The sequence below is a fragment of the Micromonospora sp. L5 genome (genome assembly GCF_000177655.2).
GTDB classification, from domain to species: Bacteria; Actinomycetota; Actinomycetes; order Mycobacteriales; family Micromonosporaceae; genus Micromonospora; species Micromonospora aurantiaca.
The window spans coordinates 5,985,221-6,000,727 of sequence record NC_014815.1 but is presented as its reverse complement, the minus strand read 5'-3'; the positions used below and the strand labels follow the sequence as shown (position 1 = coordinate 6,000,727).

Below are 15,507 nucleotides of genomic sequence, written 5' to 3'. Positions count from 1 at the left end.
GGGGTCACGCGGACGCGGTCGAACCCGGCGCAGCGAGGCCCGGCGCGTCGTCGACCGGCGAGCGGTCGAGCAGACCGGTGACGCCGGTCAGGTCGAGGATGGTCTCCAGGAAGCGCGGGACCGCGCGCAGCTCGATGGCGGTGCCTGCGTGCTGGCCCTCCCGCCAGGCGTGCACGATCACGGACAGGCCGGTGCTGTCCATGAACTGAAGGCCGCCGAAGTCGAACACCAGCGTCGTCGGACGCGCGGTGAGCAGCCGGTCGATCTCGGCGCGCAGCGGGCCCGCCGTGGCGTACGCCAGGTCGCCGCCGACGACGACCACCGGGACGGCCGGGTTCGATCGATCCACGGAGATGCTCAGCGGGCTCGCCTCGGGCCTTCTCCGTTGAGGAACCACGTCACGCCTTTCCGCGGGGTTGCCGGTCGGGCCGGTATTGACAGGATCGTAACAACAGCGCCATCACCTCGCTGGATGCGCGAGCGGGCCGCAGCGCCGTGGGGTGGCGGTCCCGGCATACCGGCGTAGGGTGGGCGGTGATACGTGACCACAGGCGCCGGGTCCGGCGCCCCCGGGTGTCGACGAGGAGAGTGGGGCTCAGCTGGTGACTGCTGCCGACGTCAGGGGTGCCGACCCGGGCGACGGACGGATCTCCACGCCGAGCGCCGCACGGGCTCCGGCGTGGTCCGCCGCCGCGCCGGTGCTGTCCGCCCTGCCGCCGCTGGCAGCCGACCACGACCTTACCGTTCCCAACTGGTCCGAGGTGGTCGAGCACTTCCGTGAGGGCCTGGTCGTCTGCGACGCCGACGGTGTCGTCCAGCACGTGAGCCCGGTCGCGGAGCGGCTGATCCCCGAGGTGACGCCCGGCGAGCTGCTGGCCGCGGCCGGCCCGGTCCCGCTGCGCGGCGACGGCCCGGCCGAGTTCACCCACCACGGGCGGCGGCTGCGCGTACGCCCGGTCGCGTTGTCCCACCGACGGCGCTGCTGGTACGTCGACGACGTCACCGAGAGCGTCAGCCGGGCCGACGCGCTGCTCGCCGAGCGGGCCCGCTCGGCGTTCCTCGCCGTGGTCGGCGAGAAGCTCGGCAACCCGCTGCACCCGGACCGGGCCGCCGCCGCCGTGGTGCGCCTGGCCGTACCCACGGCGGCCGACGTGGCGGTCCTCGTCCTCGCCCCCCGCTCCGGCCGCGCCCGCTGGTGGCGGGCGGTACGCGCGGACGACCGGCCGCCGGTGGTGGACAGCGGGGTGCTGCCCGCCACGGCGCTCCCCGTGGCCATCGAGGCCGGCCTGGCCGGCGCTGAGCCGCACGAGCTGGACTGGCTGGTCGAGCAGGCCGCCGAGGCGGGCTGGCTGCCCGGCCTGGACACCTCCGGCGCCACCGCCCGGGTGGTGCCGCTGCCCGGCCGGGAGGCGCCGGCCGGGGCCCTGCTGGTGGCCCGGCGCGCCGACCGCTGGTACGACGAGGCCGACGTGGACCTGGTCCGCGCGTTCGCGGCCCGCGCCGGCGCGGCGCTGACCACCGCCATGCTCTACCGCGACCAGGCCGAGGTCGCCGACACGTTGCAGGCCAGCCTGCTGCCGGTCGAGCCGGCCTCGGCGACGGGGGTGCAGTGGGGCACCGCGTACCGGCCGGCGCAGGCCGGTCTGCGCATCGGCGGTGACTTCTACGGCTCGCACCGGCTCGCCGACGGCGGCTCGGTCTTCTTCCTCGGTGACGTGTCGGGCAAGGGCGTGGAGGCGGCCGTGTTCACCGGTCAGCTGCGCCAGTGCCTCCAGGCGTTGCACCGGGTCGAGACCCAGCCGGGACGGCTGCTGAAGCTGCTGAACGACGCGCTGCTGGAGACCACGCAGGCGCACGGGCAGGGCCGGTTCGCCACCATGGTGCTCGGCGTGGCCCGGCCGCACCGCGACGGCGGCCTGACGTTGACCCTGGCCGGCGGCGGGCACCTGCCGCCGCTGGTGCTGCGGGAGTCCGGCGAGGTCGAGGTGGTGCCGTTGCGCGGCATGCTGATCGGTGTGGTGCCCGATCCCCGCATCGGCGAGGTGACGGTGCACCTGGCGCCGGGGGAGACCTGCCTGTTCTACAGCGACGGGGTGACCGAGGCGCGCGGCGGCCGGCGCGGTGACGAGCAGTTCGGCGCCGAGCGGCTGCTCAACGCGGTGACCGGCTGCCACCGGATGCCCGCGCCGGCGCTCGCCGAGCGGGTCGAGCAGGTGACCTGCGACTGGCTCGCGCACGGCGACCACGACGACATCGCCGTGCTGGCGCTGCGGGCCACCGGCCCGGCCGGGCGGGCGCCGCGGCACCTGCACGCGGTGCCGGATCCGGCCGTGACCGAACGAACGAGGGAGCAGTTCGCGTGACCGTGCCGACCGTCGAGGCCGACCCGGGCCATGCCTTCCCCCGCTATCTGGAGTGCCTGGCCGACGCCGACGAGTCCGCCGCCGTGTCGGTGGCCCGCGGGCTGCTGGAGGCGGGCGTGCCGGCCGAGCGGGTGCTGCTGGATCTGGTCGCCCCGGCCCAGGCCGAGGTGGGCGAACGCTGGGCCCGCAACGAGTGGAGCGTCGCCCAGGAGCACGCCGCCACCCACATCAGCGAGCGGGTGGTGGCGGCGGTGGCCGCGTACGCCGATCCCCGCCCGACCCGCGGGCGGATCGTGATGGCCTGCATGGACGGTGAGTGGCACGCGCTGCCGGCCCGGCTGGTGGCCGAGGTGCTGCGGCTGCGCGGCTGGCAGGTCGTCTTCCTCGGCGCCAGCGTCCCGGCCGCGCACCTGGTGTCCTACCTGCATCGCTACGACGCCGAGGCGGTGGCGCTGGCCTGCGCGCTGCCGATGCGGCTGCCGCACGCCCACCGGATGGTGGAGGCGTGCCGCCGCTCCGACGTGCCGGTGGTGGTCGGTGGCCGGGGCTTCGGCGACGACGGCCGCTGGGCCCGCGTGCTCGGCGTGCCGTGGGCGCCCGACGCGCCGGCCGCGGCGGACCTGGTGGCCGACGAGCGGGCGCTGCGCGAGACGCCGCCCGCGCGGCTGGATCACCTGGCCGACGACGAGTACGTCAGCCTGGTCAAACGGCGCGGCGAGCTGATCGACAGCGCCCTGGCCGACCTGCGCGAGCGGGTGCCGTCGACAGCGGGCTACACCCCGGCGCAGCTCGACTCCACGATCAGCGACCTCGGCTACATCGTGGACTTCCTGGCCGCCGCGCTCTACGTGGACGACGCGACGCTGTTCACCGGGTTCGTCGAGTGGCTGGTGGAGATCCTGGTCAGCCGCGGGGTGCCGGCGGGCGCGGTCGGGCTGACGCTGGAGCACTATGGACAGCAGCTGCGCGACTTCCCACGCGCGGCCGCCTTCCTCGACCGGGGGAGGGCCCTGGTGGGCGGGCTGTCGGCGGCGGGCCGCTGACGGGCGCCGGGGCGGCCGTCGCATATACTTGCACCACTGCAAGGGTTCGCCTGCGGTGGGAGCGAGAGGGGCCACTGTGACGTTCACCGTCACGTACGCCCAGCGGGACGGGGACGGCGTCTGCCTCCGGCTGGCCGGCGAGCTCGACCTCGGCACGGCCGGAGAGTTGAGCTCGGCGATCGACCGGGTGGTGGCGGAGGGGCACCGCGAGTTGCTGCTCGACCTCACCGAACTGACGTTCTGCGACTCCACCGGCATCGCGGCCTTCGTCCGGGGGGACAACATCGTCGCCGCCGACGGCGGCTGGCTGCGGCTCACCGGGGCGACCGGCCGGGTGGCCCGGGTGCTCCAGGTGACCGGGCTGGCCGAGGTGCTCCACCGCGGCCTCGACACCGCCGACCCGACCGCGCCGGCCGCCTCCTGATCCGGTACATTTCCCCGCCAGCAGCCGGCCGTGCGGCCGGACGCCCTCCTCACCACGAAGCAGGTAAACCGATGGGTCAGACCAGCCCCAGCCCCGTTCGCATCCTGGTGGTGGACGACGACCCGGGTGACGTCCTGATGATCGAGGAGGCGCTGGCCGACTCCGACGTCGACAAGGTCATCGACGTGGTCGCCGACGGCCAGGAGGCGATGGAGTTCCTCCGCCGCGAGGGCCGGCACACCGAGGCGCAGCGCCCCGACGTGATCCTGCTCGACCTGAACATGCCCCGGATGGACGGGCGACAGGTGCTCGGCGAGGTCAAGGGTGACGAGAGCCTGCGGACCATCCCGATCGTCGTGCTCACCACCTCCAACGCCGACACCGACGTGGTCAGCAGCTACACGCTCCAGGCCAACGCGTATGTGACGAAGCCGATCGACCTGGACGACTTCAACGACGTGGTACGCCGGATCGACGAGTTCTTCGGACGGGTGGTCGTGCTCCCGAAGCACCCGTAGGGGCGGGAAGTCCGGGCCTCCGCATCCTGAACATTTTGCGGGAACGGCCGCGCCCGGGAGCGCGGGGACCGCAGGATCGGCAGGTGGGGACGCGCACCGGCTGCCTGGGGGGCGACGCATGAGGTTCTCGGTGGTGGAGACCGGCTACGACAGGCGGCAGGTCGACGCCTGTCTGGACGAGCTGAGCCTGCGGCTGGGTCGGCTGGCGGCGCGAGCGGAGGGCGCCGCCGGGGCCGGCCGGGAGTGGGACCAGATCCGGTCGGACGCCGTGCACCTGTGCGACTTCCTGCATCGCCGTACCGCGCCGGTCGAGCCGGCCGCGTCCCACCCGTCCGTCGCCGAACGGGAGGCCGCCGAGCTGCTGGCGCAGGCTCGCGCCGAGCTGGAGGCCGCACGTGAGGAGGCCCGCCGGTTGCGGGAGGAGGCGTACGCCGAGGCCGTGCGGGCGCGCCGCGAGTTCGAGGCGGCCCTGCTGGCGCGCCGCCGCCGGGAGTCCCGGGTCGACGAGATCCTGGCCGGGGCGCGGGGCGAGCGGGTGGCGGTGGACACCCCCACCGCCGCGGCGAGCGTACGGCCCGGTGGCGCCGGGCGCAGCTCTGCCTGACCGGCGCCGGGTCAGACCAGCGCCGACACCACGGTCGTGGCGCGCTTCTCGTGCCGGGCGTACGCGTCGGGGTAGGCGGACACCTGCACCGCCTGGGCGGCGGCGGTGACGCTCATGTCCTCCCAGCCCGGCACCTCGCGCAGCGCGGCGTAGAAGGCCCGGGCCGCGTACGCCGGCCGCATGAGCTGGGCGACGGTGCCCCAGCCGCTGCTGGGCCGCTGCTGGAACAGCCCGACCGAGTCGTGGTCGGAGCCGCTGCCCTGGTGCGGGTGGTCGAAGGACTGCGGCAGCACGTCGCTGGCCAGGTTGTAGAGGTTGCTCTCCTGCATGGCGGTGGCGACTGCGACGACCAGTGCCCGGCGGGGCATCTTCATCTCCCGCCCCACGTCGACGATGGCCTTGGCGTTGTCCATCTGCCGTTGGTCCAGGCCGGCGACCGGACGGGGGCGCTCGGGCAGCACGGGCTTGCGCGGCGGCTTCCTCGTCGCCGTGGCGCCGGGCGTGGGAGCCGGCGGCGGCAGGGCCGCGGCGGCCGGTGGCGCGACCCGGGTGAAGTCGCGGGAGGCGCGCTGGTCGGCGGCGGCCCGGTCGGCGACCGCCTCGCGTACCTCCAGGTGCGCCGGGCCGGTCTCGCCGACGCCCGCCACGCCGATCAGGCCGAGGCAGCAGGTGACGCCGGTGGCCACCGCGATCCGGCCGGGCACGGACCGGGCCGGGCCTCGTCGTGGCGGTTCCGGGGCGCGGTGACGCCCCACCCTCCGTTCGGCTGATGCCGGGTCAATCGTTCGGCGAACCGGGCGGTTGGCGGGCAACGGCTGATGATCGGGGTCGTCGGGGTGCACCCGCCGAGGCTAGAAAGCTTCCGGCCCTTTGCCATCGGGGTGATTGGTGGCATGCGCCACATTCTGCCGGATTCGCGGGCGACATCAGGGGTGGCGGATCATGAAAACCGCTAACCGCGCGTACCCGGAAGAATGCCTATGTCGGTTTCGGTGGTGCGAAGCGGACGCCGAGCCGACCCGGCGGCGGCCGACGCCCGGCTCCACCGTTCGGCCGATGATGCCCTGGTCGGCCGTCTCTCGCCCAGCGGCGGTCCGCCGACCCGCCGGGATCGACTCCTCGCGATCCGGCGGCTCACGGTGCGGAGACCGTGGATCATGGCGACGCCGCCGCGCGGCGACCCGGGCGCTCGATACGATTCCGACGGTGACGCAGCGGATGGTCGACGAGCGCCCGCCCGGCCCCCGCAGCCGGCGCGGCGCCGTCGTCATCGTCTGCGCCGTGCTGCTCACGCTGCTGCTGGCCGGGCACCGGCTGGTGCCGAACGTCCACGGCCTGGGCAGCCTGGTGGACAGCGTCACCCCGCTGCTCGGAATCGCCGTACCGCTGCTCGCGCTCGCGGCGCTGCTGCGCCGCTCCCGGCCGGCGCTGCTGGCGGTGCTGCTGCCGGCCCTGGTCTGGGCCGGGCTCTACGGCCGCGCGTGGCTGCCCCCGGCCGCCGGCGCGGACGGCGCCGCGGTCCGCGTGGTCAGCCAGAACCTGCGCGTGGGCAACCCCGACCCGGCCGCCACCGTCGGCGCGCTCACCGGCGACGCCCCGGACCTGATCGGGCTCCAGGAGGTCGCCGACGGCGACCGGGTGGCGTCCGTGCTGGCCGAGCGCTACCCGCACCGGACGGTGGTGTCGACTGTCGCGCTGTGGAGCCGGTGGCCGATCCGTGAGGCGCACGGCGTCGACACCGGGCTGGGCTGGGACCGCGCGCTGCGGGCCGTGGTCGCCGCGCCTCAGGGCGACCTGGCCGTGTACGTGGTCCACCTCGGCTCCGCGCGGGCCGGGCACACCGCCACCCGGGACCAGACCGTCGCCGCGCTCGCCGACGCCGTGCGTGCCGACCCGGCCGACCGGCTGGTGGTGCTCGGCGACCTGAACACCGCCACCACCGACCGGGTCTTCGACCCGCTGACCCGGCTGCTCGGCGACGCGCAGGCCGAGGCCGGGCAGGGATTCGGGTTCACCTGGCCGGCCGGGCTGCCGGTCACCCGCCCGGACCACGTCCTCTACCGGGGACTGACGCCGACCGCCGCCGGGGTGCTGCACACCCCGGACAGCGACCACCGCGCGGTCACCGCCGGCTTCCGCTGGTGACCTCTCAGTGCCGGCCGTTCTCCGCCGGGGTCACGGTGAGGCGGTGCCGGCTCGGATCTCCGCTGGAGAAGGGCCAGAGCCGATCGGCGTACGCGACCAGGTCGGCCAGCTGGTCGCGGGTCAGTCCCGCCGAGGAGATCTCGGCGTGCACGTCGGCCCGGTAGCGGCCGTCGTCGTCGCGGCCCAGCTTCGCCTCGGCGGTCACCTGCACTGTGTGCGCCTCGTCGGTGATCTCCCCGGCCGCCTCCACCGCCGCGTGGTGCAGGCAGGAGGCGAACGCCGCGGCCAGGAGCTGCTCCGGCGTCAGGCCGGTGCAGTGCGGCGCCAGCGGGGACGCCAGGGCGGAGGAGAGCCCGCCGTCGTCGGTGCGTACGTGACCGCCCGCCGCGGTCGCCGTGGCCGTCTCGGCCAGCCAGGAACTCGGATCCGGCATCGCGTTCCTCCCGTCACTCACCGGACCGCGTTCCCGGACCCCGACCGGCGAAACCGCGCCCGAGCAGGCAGTAGGAGTGCTCAGCCGATCCGGCCGCCGGGCGCGGCGTCGACGGCCATCGCCTCGGTGGCCTCGGCGGCGGCCCGGCTGGTCCACGGCGACACCTGCGGCGCGCGCTGCCGGGGCAGCATCGCGGTCATCGGCACGTAGACCCGGGCGTCCACGGCCTCGGCCAGCAGCAGCGCGGCCATCGGGCTGGTCGGCCGGGCGCACGGGTCGGCGTCGAGGCAGCGGCGGACGAGCTCGGCCACCTCGCCCGGCAGGCCGGGAACCTCGGGCAGCGGGCGGGGCGGCCGGCGGCGGCGCGACCCGAGCAGCTGGGTGGTGGTGCCGGCCTCGTACGGCAGTTCACCGGTGAGGCAGTAGTACAGCAGCACGCCCAGCGCGTACATGTCGGCGGCCGGGGTGGCCGGCCGGCGGTCGAGCTGCTCGGGCGCCAGGTACGCCGGGGTGCCCACGACGACGCCGTCCGGAGTGTGGTCCGGTGCGCCGGCCGGAGTGGCGATGCCGAAGTCGAGCACCTTCACCCCGCACGGGGTGAGGATCACGTTCGCGGGCTTGACGTCCCGGTGCACGATGTCGTGCGCGTGCGCGGCGGCGAGCGCGGCGCACACCTCGGCGCAGACCCGTACCGCGATGCGCCAGTCCAGCGGCCCGTTGCGCAGGTGCGCGGCGAGCGTCTCGCCCTCGGCCAGCTCCATCACGATGTACGGCACCGGGCGTCCGTCCGGCAGTGTCGCGGTGCCGAAGTCGTGCACGCTGGCGACGTTCGGGTGCACCAGCCGCGCCGCCGAGCGTGCCTCGGCCCGGATCCGGTCCACCGATCCGGCGTCGCCGTCCAGTGCGGGCGAGATGAGCTTCACCGCGACGGTCCGGTCCAGCACGCGGTCGTGCGCGCGCCACACCTCCGACATGCCACCCAGGCCGGCTCGCTGTTCGAGCTCGTACCGCCCGCCCAGCGTCCTCATCGCCACTCCTCGCCTCGTCCGGTGCCCTCCGGTCCCGCTACCCGGCCCCGGAGCTGTGCAAACCGCCGAGGGGCGGCGCCGCGGCGGGGTAGCTTCGCGGCGAGGGCGTCGACGGACGGAGGGCAGCGGTGGCCGTGGTGCGCGTGCGGTTCGTCGGCGGGCCGGCCGACGAGCTGACCCGGGACCTGCCCGCGGGGCCGGACGGCGCGCCGCCGCCCCGGTGGGTGCTGCGTCATCCGGAGGAACCGGCCGAGGGGGTGGCCGACCACCTCTACGAGCGCGACGACCACGCGTCGCCCGGCGGCTGGACGATGCGGTACGTGCACACGTTCCCGTTCGGCGCGACCGAGTGAGGTCGTCTCGCAGCGGCCGGACGCGGCGCGTCAGGCCGGCCGGACGCCGGTGGTGCCGAGGATGACCGAGGCGACCAGCTCCGGGTCGTCGTGCATGGGCACGTGCCCGCAGCCGGGCAGGTCCAGGTGCCGCGCGGCGGGCAGCCGGGTACGCGCCAGCGCCGCCTGCCGGTACGGCAGGATCCGGTCCCGAGTACCCCACGCGACTGTGACCGGCACGGTCGGCGCGCCCGCGTAGGCGTACCCCCGGCCGGCGCGGGCGACGGCGCGGAACGCCCGTGCCTGGCGCAGCGCGCGGGCGTCGGCGAGCGCGTCGTCGAGGGCCATCCGGTTGGGCCGGGCCAGGATCATGCCCATCGCCAGCATCCGCAGCGCGGGCGCGGCGAACAGGCGGCGCAGCACCGGTTCGGGCAGCCGGGCCGCGTTGCGGTGCAGGGCGAGCACGGTCAGCGCCCAGCGCAGCTCGCGCGCGGTGCAGAACCCGGCCGGCGACAGCGCGGTGGCCGAGGAGACCGCGCCGATCGCGGCCAGTTCGAGGGCGATCGCGCCGCCGAGGCTGTTGCCCGCGACGTGCGGGCGTTCCAGCCCGAACGCGGCGAACAGCTCGACCATGGCCACGGCCAGGCCGGGCATGTCGGCGGGCAGCCCGGCGGCGGGCACCGGGGAGCGGCCGAAGCCGGGCAGGTCGACGGCGATCACGTCGTGCGCCTCGGCGAGGCGGTCCAGCACCGGCCGCCAGGCGCCGCCGTGGTGGCCGATGCCGTGCAGCAGCACCAGCGTCGGCCCGGTGCCCCGCCGCTCGTAGACGACGTCCACCGGCGCGGTCACGGCCGCCCCTGCGGCGTGCTGGCGCCGAAGCCCCGGCCCAGCGCCCGGGACTGCTCCTCGATCAGCGGCACGGTGGCCCGGGCGGTGCGGCCCACCAGCCGGTCGGCCAGCGGGCTGACCAGCACCGATCGCATCGCCTGCACGCCGGCCACGGCGCGCGGCACGTACACCCGGCGGCTGCGGCGCTCGATCGCCCGGACGAACGCCTCGGCGCACTCGGTCACCGTTGTGGTACGCCGCAGCGGCCAGGGCAGCTTCGCCAGCGCCGTGGAGAAGGCCGGCAGGTCGGCGCGCGCCTCGCGGACCAGGTCGGTGTCCACCCACGACGGATGGGCGGTGCCGACCGCCACGCCCCGGTGTGCCAGCTCCAGCCGGACCGCGTTGCCGAACTGCTCGACGCCGGCCTTGGAGGCGCAGTAGGCCGCCATGCCGGGCAGCGCGGCGAACGCCGCGGCCGAGGAGACGATCAGCAGATAGCCACCCCGGTCGACGAGCGCGGGCACGGTCGCCGCCGCGGTGCGCATCACCCCGATCAGGTTGACCTCGACGGTACGCACCAGCGCCTCGACGTCGCCGACGGCGATCGTGCCTCGGTTGGCGACCCCGGCGTTCGCCACCACCGCGTCGATCCCGCCCAGCGTCGCGAGTGTCCCGTCCACCGCCGCGGCGAGGGCGTCCTGGTCGGTGACGTCGGCGGCGAACCAGGCGTGCCCCGGGCCCAGCTCGGCGGCGAGCGCGGCGAGCCGGTCGGGTTCCAGCCCGACGAGGGACAACCGCGCGCCGCGCGCCGCGGCGAGGCGGGCGGTGTGCTCGCCGATGCCCCGGGCCGCGCCGGTCACCAGCACCACCTTGCCGGCCAACCGGCCGGAAAAACGACCATCGATGGACATGCCGGGAAGTTACCACCGGGTAGCCCCGGTGCGGAAGACCCCGTCGACCTGCCCGGATCGCCGCCGCGCGGCGCGCACAGCTGGTACACAGGATCGGGACAGCCCGCCGACAGCGGGTCCGCCCACGATGGGGGCATGGTCATGAACGCGCAGTCCGCGCAGGGTCGCATCGAGCTGCGCCGACCGGACGGCGAACCGGTGCGGGTGCTCGTCGTCGACGACGAGCCGACACTCACCGACCTGCTCTCGATGGCGCTGCGGTACGAGGGCTGGCAGGTCGCCACCGCCGGCAGCGGCATGGCGGCTGTCACCACCGCCCGCCAGTTCCGCCCGGACGCCGTGGTGCTCGACGTGATGCTGCCCGACCTGGACGGCTTCCAGGTGCTGCGCCGCCTGCGCGAGCAGTTCCCGAGCGTGCCGGTGCTGTTCCTGACCGCCCGCGACGCGGTGGAGGAACGCGTCGCCGGGCTCACGGTCGGCGGCGACGACTACGTCACCAAGCCCTTCAGCCTGGAGGAGGTGATCGCCCGGCTGCGCGCGCTGCTGCGCCGTTCCGGCTTCGCGGTCGCCGCCCGCCAGGAGGCGGTGCTCACCGTCGGCGACCTCACCCTCGACGAGGACAGCCACGAGGTACGCCGCGGCGACGACCTGATCACGCTCACCGCCACCGAGTTCGAGCTGCTGCGCTACCTCATGCGCAACCCGCGCCGGGTGCTCAGCAAGGCGCAGATCCTCGACCGGGTGTGGAACTACGACTTCGGCGGCCAGGCCAACGTGGTCGAGCTGTACATCTCGTACCTGCGCAAGAAGATCGACGCGGGCCGCGCGCCCATGATCCATACGCTGCGCGGGGCGGGCTATGTCCTCAAACCCGCCGAGTGACAGGGGCGGCCGGCTGCGCCGCCGCCTGGCCGGCTGGTCGCTGCGCCGCCGTCTGGTGCTCTCCGTGGTGGCGCTGCTCGCGCTGGTGAGCATCGGCATCGGCGGCCTGACCACAGTCGCGCTGCGACACTTCCTGATCGACCAGATCGACAACCAGCTCACCTTCGGCGACCGGCGGCCCGCCGACTTCGAACGCTGGGCCCGCCGCGGCGTCGACCCGCCGCGACCGGACCAGCGGCCCACCCCGCCGGACTCCGACGAGGTGGCGCCGGACCCCCCTGGCGGCTTCCCGCCGGGCTCGATCGCCGTCCGGGTGCCCGCCGCCGCCGAACCCGTCGGCCGGGTCCGGTCCGGAAACGGCGACAGCGAGGAGGTGCCTGCCGCCGACCTGACCGCGCTGGCCCGCGTACCCGTCGGCGACCGCCCGCACACAGTCGTCGTCGGCGACCGGGGCGACTACCGCGCGATCGCGCTCCCGTCGCCGCGCGGCGACGGCGACGTGCTGGTCCTCGCGATCCCGCTGGCCCAGGTCGACGACACCGTCATGTGGATGCTCGTCGCGCAGGCCGGGGTGATCGGCGCCGGCCTGGTCATCGCCGGCGCCCTCGGTCTGCTCATCGTCCGGGTGACGCTGCGGCCGCTCAACCGCGTCGCCGCCACCGCCGCCCGGGTCACCGAACTGCCGCTCGACCGCGGCGAGGTCGCCCTGTCCGTGCGGGTGCCGGCCGCCGACACCGACCCCCGCACCGAGGTCGGGCAGGTCGGCGGCGCGCTCAACCGGATGCTCGGCCACGTCGCCGCCGCGCTCGTCGCCCGGCAGGCCAGCGAGACCCGGGTACGCCAGTTCGTCGCCGACGCCAGCCACGAGCTGCGCACCCCCCTCGCTGCCATCCGCGGGTACGCCGAGGTGGCCCGCCGGGGCCGCCAGGAAGTGCCGCCCGACGTGGCGCACGCGCTGCGCCGCGTCGAGTCGGAGAGCACCCGGATGACGAGCCTCGTCGACGACCTGCTGCTGCTGGCCCGGCTGGACTCCGGCCGGCCGCTCGCCGCCGAGCCGGTCGACCTGACCGCCATGGCCGTGAACGCGGTCAGTGACGCGCACGTCGCCGGGCCCGACCACCGCTGGCAACTCGACCTGCCCGACGAGCCGCTCACCGTCACCGGCGACGCCCACCGGCTGCACCAGGTGCTGGCGAACCTGCTGGCGAACGCGCGGGTGCACACCCCGGCCGGCACCACAGTCACGGTCCGGCTCGCGCCCGCGCCCGGCGGCGTCGAACTACGCGTCACCGACGACGGGCCGGGCATCCCGGAGCAGTTGCAGCCGGAGGTCTTCGAGCGGTTCGCGCGCGGCGACACCTCCCGCTCCCGCGCGCAGGGCAGCACGGGCCTGGGCTTGGCCATCGTCGCCGCCGTGGTCGAGGCGCACCACGGGCGGGTCGACGTGGTCAGCCGGCCCGGCCACACCGCGTTCACGGTCTGGCTGCCGGGATCCACAGCCGACGCATAGGCCGCTCACGGGAGCGGGCCAGCGGGCCCGCCGAGGCTTGCCGCCATGAACCGAACCGAGAGCCTGCCGACCGCGCCCACGGCCGGTCCACCCGGCACCGAGCCGGCCCCCGCGCCCGTACCTGAGGAGACCCGCACCGGCCGCGATCCGCGCTGGGCCCGGCCGGCCCTGGCCGGCCTGCTGGTCGCGACCGCGCTGCTCTACCTGTGGGGCCTGGGCGCCTCCGGCTGGGCCAACGCGTTCTACTCCGCCGCCGTGCAGGCCGGGTCGCAGAGCTGGACGGCGTTCTTCTACGGCTCCTCGGACGCGGCCAACTCGATCACAGTGGACAAGACCCCCGCCTCGCTGTGGCTGATGGCGCTCTCGGTGCGCATCTTCGGCCTGAGCGGCTGGTCGATCCTGGTGCCGCAGGCGCTGCTCGGCGTCGCCTCCGTCGGCGTGCTGTACGCGACCGTCCGCCGCTGGTACGGCCCGGCCGCCGGCCTGCTCGCCGGCGCGGTGCTCGCGCTCACCCCGGTGGCGACGCTGATGTTCCGGTTCAACAACCCGGACGCGCTGCTGGTGTTCCTGCTCGTCGCCGCCGCGTACGCCACGGTGCGCGCGGTCGAGACGGCGAGCACGCGGTGGATCGTGCTGACCGGCGTGCTCGTCGGCTTCGGCTTCCTCACCAAGATGCTCCAGGCGTTCCTGGTGATCCCGGTCTTCGCCGGGGTCTACCTGCTGGCCGCGCCGACCGGACTCGGACGGCGGATCCGGCAGCTCCTGCTGGCCGGGCTCGCAGTGGTCGTCTCCGCCGGCTGGTGGGTGGCGATCGTCGAGCTGGCGCCGGCGAGCGCCCGCCCGTACATCGGCGGCTCGCAGAACAACAGCATCCTGGAGCTGACGCTCGGCTACAACGGGCTGGGCCGCATCACCGGCGACGAGGTGGGCAGCGTGGGCGGTGGCGGCCGGCCCGGCGGGGGAGGCGGCGGGCCGTTCTCCGGTCAGACCGGTCTGCTGCGGATGTTCGACACCGAGGTCGGCGGGCAGATCTCCTGGCTGCTGCCGGCCGCGCTGATCCTGCTGGTCGCGGGGCTGTGGCTGGCCGGGCGGGCACCGCGTACCGACCGCACCCGGGCCGGTCTGCTGCTCTGGGGCGGCTGGCTGGTGGTCACCGGTCTGATCTTCAGCTTCATGTCCGGGATCTTCCACGCGTACTACACGGTCGCCCTGGCCCCGGCGGTCGGCGCGCTGGCCGGCATCGGCGTCACGCTGCTGCGGCGCGCCCGCTCGGCGCCGGTCGAGGCAGTCGCGGCGGCTCCGGTTCCCGCTGTGGCGGATGCGCCGGTCGTCGCGGGTGCCTCGGTCGTCGCGGCTCCGGGCCGGCGGCGGGCGCTCGTCGCCACGCTGGTCCTGGCCGGCACGCTGGCGGTCACCGCCTGGTGGTCCTGGCACCTGCTCGGCCGCACCGCCGACTGGCACCCATGGCTGCGCTCCACAATCCTGGCCGTGGGCCTGACCACCGCAGCCCTCCTGGCCACCTCGGCGGTGATCAAGGAGTTCGCGTCCGGGAACGGCGTTCAAAGTGACGCGAACTCCTTGGTCAACTCGGAGACGGGGGTGGCGGCGGGGCCCGGGGCTGGGTTTGCCGGGCGGGTTGTGCGGTGGGTGGTGCCGGTGGTGTCCGTCGCCGGGATCGCGGTGGCGCTGGCCGGGCCGGCCGCGTACGCCATGCAGACCGCTGCCACCCCGCACAGCGGCTCGATCCCGAGTGCCGGGCCGGCCGGAGCTGGTGGCTTCGGCGGCCCCGGCGGACCGGGCGGCCGGATGCCGGGCGGCGGGAACGGACAGTTCCCGGGCTTCCCAGGTGGCCCGAACGGCACCGGCTCGGACGGCACGGGTTCCGACGGCTCCGGCCCGGGCGGTACCGGCCAGGACGGCGGGGCGAATGCCGGTGGGTTCCCCGGATTCCCCGGTGGTGGTTCGGCCCCGGGCGCGCCCGGCGGCACAGGTCAGGACGGCGGCACAGGTCAGGACGGCGGCACCGCGCCGGGCGGCATCCCGGGGCAGGGCGGCTTCCCCGGGCAGGACGGCGGGACCGGGCAGGAGGGGCGGGGGCAGCGCGGCGGCGGCATGGGCGGGCTGCTCGACGCCCGCGAGCCGAGCGCCGAGATGACTGCGCTGCTCACCGCCGACGCCGACGACTACACCTGGGTCGCCGCGACTGTCGGCTCGAACAACGCCTCCGGCTACCAGCTGGCGACCGGCCGGCCGGTCATGCCGATCGGCGGCTTCAACGGCAGCGATCCGTCGCCGACGCTCGCCCAGTTCCAGCGGTACGTCGCCGACGGGCGGATCCACTACTTCCTCGGTGGCGGCGGGTTCCGGGCCGACGGCGGCAGCAACGCCTCGGCCGAGATCGCCGCGTGGGTCGCCGACAACTTCACCGCGACCACCGTCGACGGCGTGACCGTGTACGACCTGAGCAGCGGAAAGCAGGGCTGAGC

General features: G+C 75.4%; 16 protein-coding genes. 10 read left to right on the top strand and 6 right to left on the bottom strand.

What is annotated here, in order from left to right:
• Positions 1 to 4: 4 nt before the first annotated feature.
• Positions 5 to 349: an STAS domain-containing protein gene (locus tag ML5_RS27700; protein ID WP_013477036.1), complete on the bottom strand. Its 345-nt coding sequence runs from the start codon at positions 347 to 349 to the stop codon at positions 5 to 7.
• A 253-nt stretch (positions 350 to 602) separates the two neighbouring features.
• On the opposite strand from ML5_RS27700, the gene ML5_RS27695 reads away from it, so the two are divergent.
• From ML5_RS27695 to ML5_RS27675, 5 genes are all read left to right on the top strand, one after another.
• The gene (locus ML5_RS27695; RefSeq protein ID WP_013477035.1) at positions 603 to 2,363 is read left to right on the top strand and encodes a PP2C family protein-serine/threonine phosphatase; all 1,761 of its coding nucleotides are present in this window, start codon (positions 603 to 605) and stop codon (positions 2,361 to 2,363) included.
• On the top strand, positions 2,360 to 3,406 hold the full coding sequence (locus ML5_RS27690; RefSeq protein WP_013477034.1) for a B12-binding domain-containing protein: 1,047 nt from the start codon (positions 2,360 to 2,362) through the stop codon (positions 3,404 to 3,406). The genes ML5_RS27695 and ML5_RS27690 overlap by 4 nt, the downstream gene beginning before the upstream one ends.
• Positions 3,407 to 3,482: 76 nt before the next feature.
• Positions 3,483 to 3,830: an STAS domain-containing protein gene (locus tag ML5_RS27685; protein ID WP_013477033.1), complete on the top strand. Its 348-nt coding sequence runs from the start codon at positions 3,483 to 3,485 to the stop codon at positions 3,828 to 3,830.
• A 71-nt stretch (positions 3,831 to 3,901) separates the two neighbouring features.
• The gene (locus ML5_RS27680; protein WP_013285990.1) at positions 3,902 to 4,348 is read left to right on the top strand and encodes a response regulator; all 447 of its coding nucleotides are present in this window, start codon (positions 3,902 to 3,904) and stop codon (positions 4,346 to 4,348) included.
• A 118-nt stretch (positions 4,349 to 4,466) separates the two neighbouring features.
• A complete protein-coding gene (locus tag ML5_RS27675; protein WP_013285991.1) occupies positions 4,467 to 4,952 on the top strand; it encodes a H+transporting two-sector ATPase B/B' subunit in 486 nt (161 codons plus the stop codon).
• An 11-nt stretch (positions 4,953 to 4,963) separates the two neighbouring features.
• On the opposite strand, the gene ML5_RS27670 is transcribed toward ML5_RS27675, so the two are convergent.
• Positions 4,964 to 5,794: a hypothetical protein gene (locus ML5_RS27670; protein WP_369751995.1), complete on the bottom strand. Its 831-nt coding sequence runs from the start codon at positions 5,792 to 5,794 to the stop codon at positions 4,964 to 4,966.
• A gap of 364 nt (positions 5,795 to 6,158) precedes the next feature.
• Here ML5_RS27670 and ML5_RS27665 point away from each other — a divergent pair, with 364 nt between their 5' ends.
• The gene (locus tag ML5_RS27665) at positions 6,159 to 7,097 is read left to right on the top strand and encodes an endonuclease/exonuclease/phosphatase family protein (RefSeq protein ID WP_236619303.1); all 939 of its coding nucleotides are present in this window, start codon (positions 6,159 to 6,161) and stop codon (positions 7,095 to 7,097) included.
• A gap of 4 nt (positions 7,098 to 7,101) precedes the next feature.
• On the opposite strand, the gene ML5_RS27660 is transcribed toward ML5_RS27665, so the two are convergent.
• On the bottom strand, positions 7,102 to 7,530 hold the full coding sequence (locus tag ML5_RS27660; RefSeq protein ID WP_013285994.1) for an OsmC family protein: 429 nt from the start codon (positions 7,528 to 7,530) through the stop codon (positions 7,102 to 7,104).
• An 80-nt stretch (positions 7,531 to 7,610) separates the two neighbouring features.
• Complete coding sequence (locus tag ML5_RS27655) at positions 7,611 to 8,558, bottom strand: serine/threonine-protein kinase (protein WP_013477030.1); 948 nt, start codon at positions 8,556 to 8,558, stop codon at positions 7,611 to 7,613.
• A 128-nt stretch (positions 8,559 to 8,686) separates the two neighbouring features.
• Between ML5_RS27655 and ML5_RS27650 the strand changes: the two genes are divergently transcribed.
• The gene (locus tag ML5_RS27650; protein WP_013285996.1) at positions 8,687 to 8,911 is read left to right on the top strand and encodes a hypothetical protein; all 225 of its coding nucleotides are present in this window, start codon (positions 8,687 to 8,689) and stop codon (positions 8,909 to 8,911) included.
• 30 nt (positions 8,912 to 8,941) lie between these two features.
• Here ML5_RS27650 and ML5_RS27645 read toward each other — a convergent pair whose 3' ends face one another.
• Together ML5_RS27645 and ML5_RS27640 are read right to left on the bottom strand one after the other, a co-directional pair.
• Positions 8,942 to 9,739, bottom strand: coding sequence for an alpha/beta fold hydrolase (locus tag ML5_RS27645; RefSeq protein WP_013285997.1), 798 nt, complete (start codon positions 9,737 to 9,739; stop codon positions 8,942 to 8,944).
• Complete coding sequence (locus ML5_RS27640; protein WP_013477029.1) at positions 9,736 to 10,629, bottom strand: SDR family oxidoreductase; 894 nt, start codon at positions 10,627 to 10,629, stop codon at positions 9,736 to 9,738. The genes ML5_RS27645 and ML5_RS27640 overlap by 4 nt, the downstream gene beginning before the upstream one ends.
• Before the next feature lie 135 nt (positions 10,630 to 10,764).
• Between ML5_RS27640 and ML5_RS27635 the strand changes: the two genes are divergently transcribed.
• Genes ML5_RS27635 through ML5_RS27625 form a run of 3 tightly spaced genes read left to right on the top strand, consistent with a single transcriptional unit; the run spans position 10,765 to position 15,505 of the window.
• Complete coding sequence (locus tag ML5_RS27635) at positions 10,765 to 11,511, top strand: response regulator transcription factor (protein ID WP_030269147.1); 747 nt, start codon at positions 10,765 to 10,767, stop codon at positions 11,509 to 11,511.
• Positions 11,489 to 13,021 (top strand): cell wall metabolism sensor histidine kinase WalK, encoded by a 1,533-nt coding sequence (locus ML5_RS27630; RefSeq protein WP_013286000.1) that lies wholly within the window; start codon positions 11,489 to 11,491, stop codon positions 13,019 to 13,021. The genes ML5_RS27635 and ML5_RS27630 overlap by 23 nt, the downstream gene beginning before the upstream one ends.
• A 45-nt stretch (positions 13,022 to 13,066) precedes the next feature.
• Positions 13,067 to 15,505, top strand: a complete 2,439-nt coding sequence (locus ML5_RS27625) for a glycosyltransferase family 39 protein (protein WP_013477028.1) — start codon at positions 13,067 to 13,069, stop codon at positions 15,503 to 15,505.
• Positions 15,506 to 15,507: the final 2 nt, after the last annotated feature.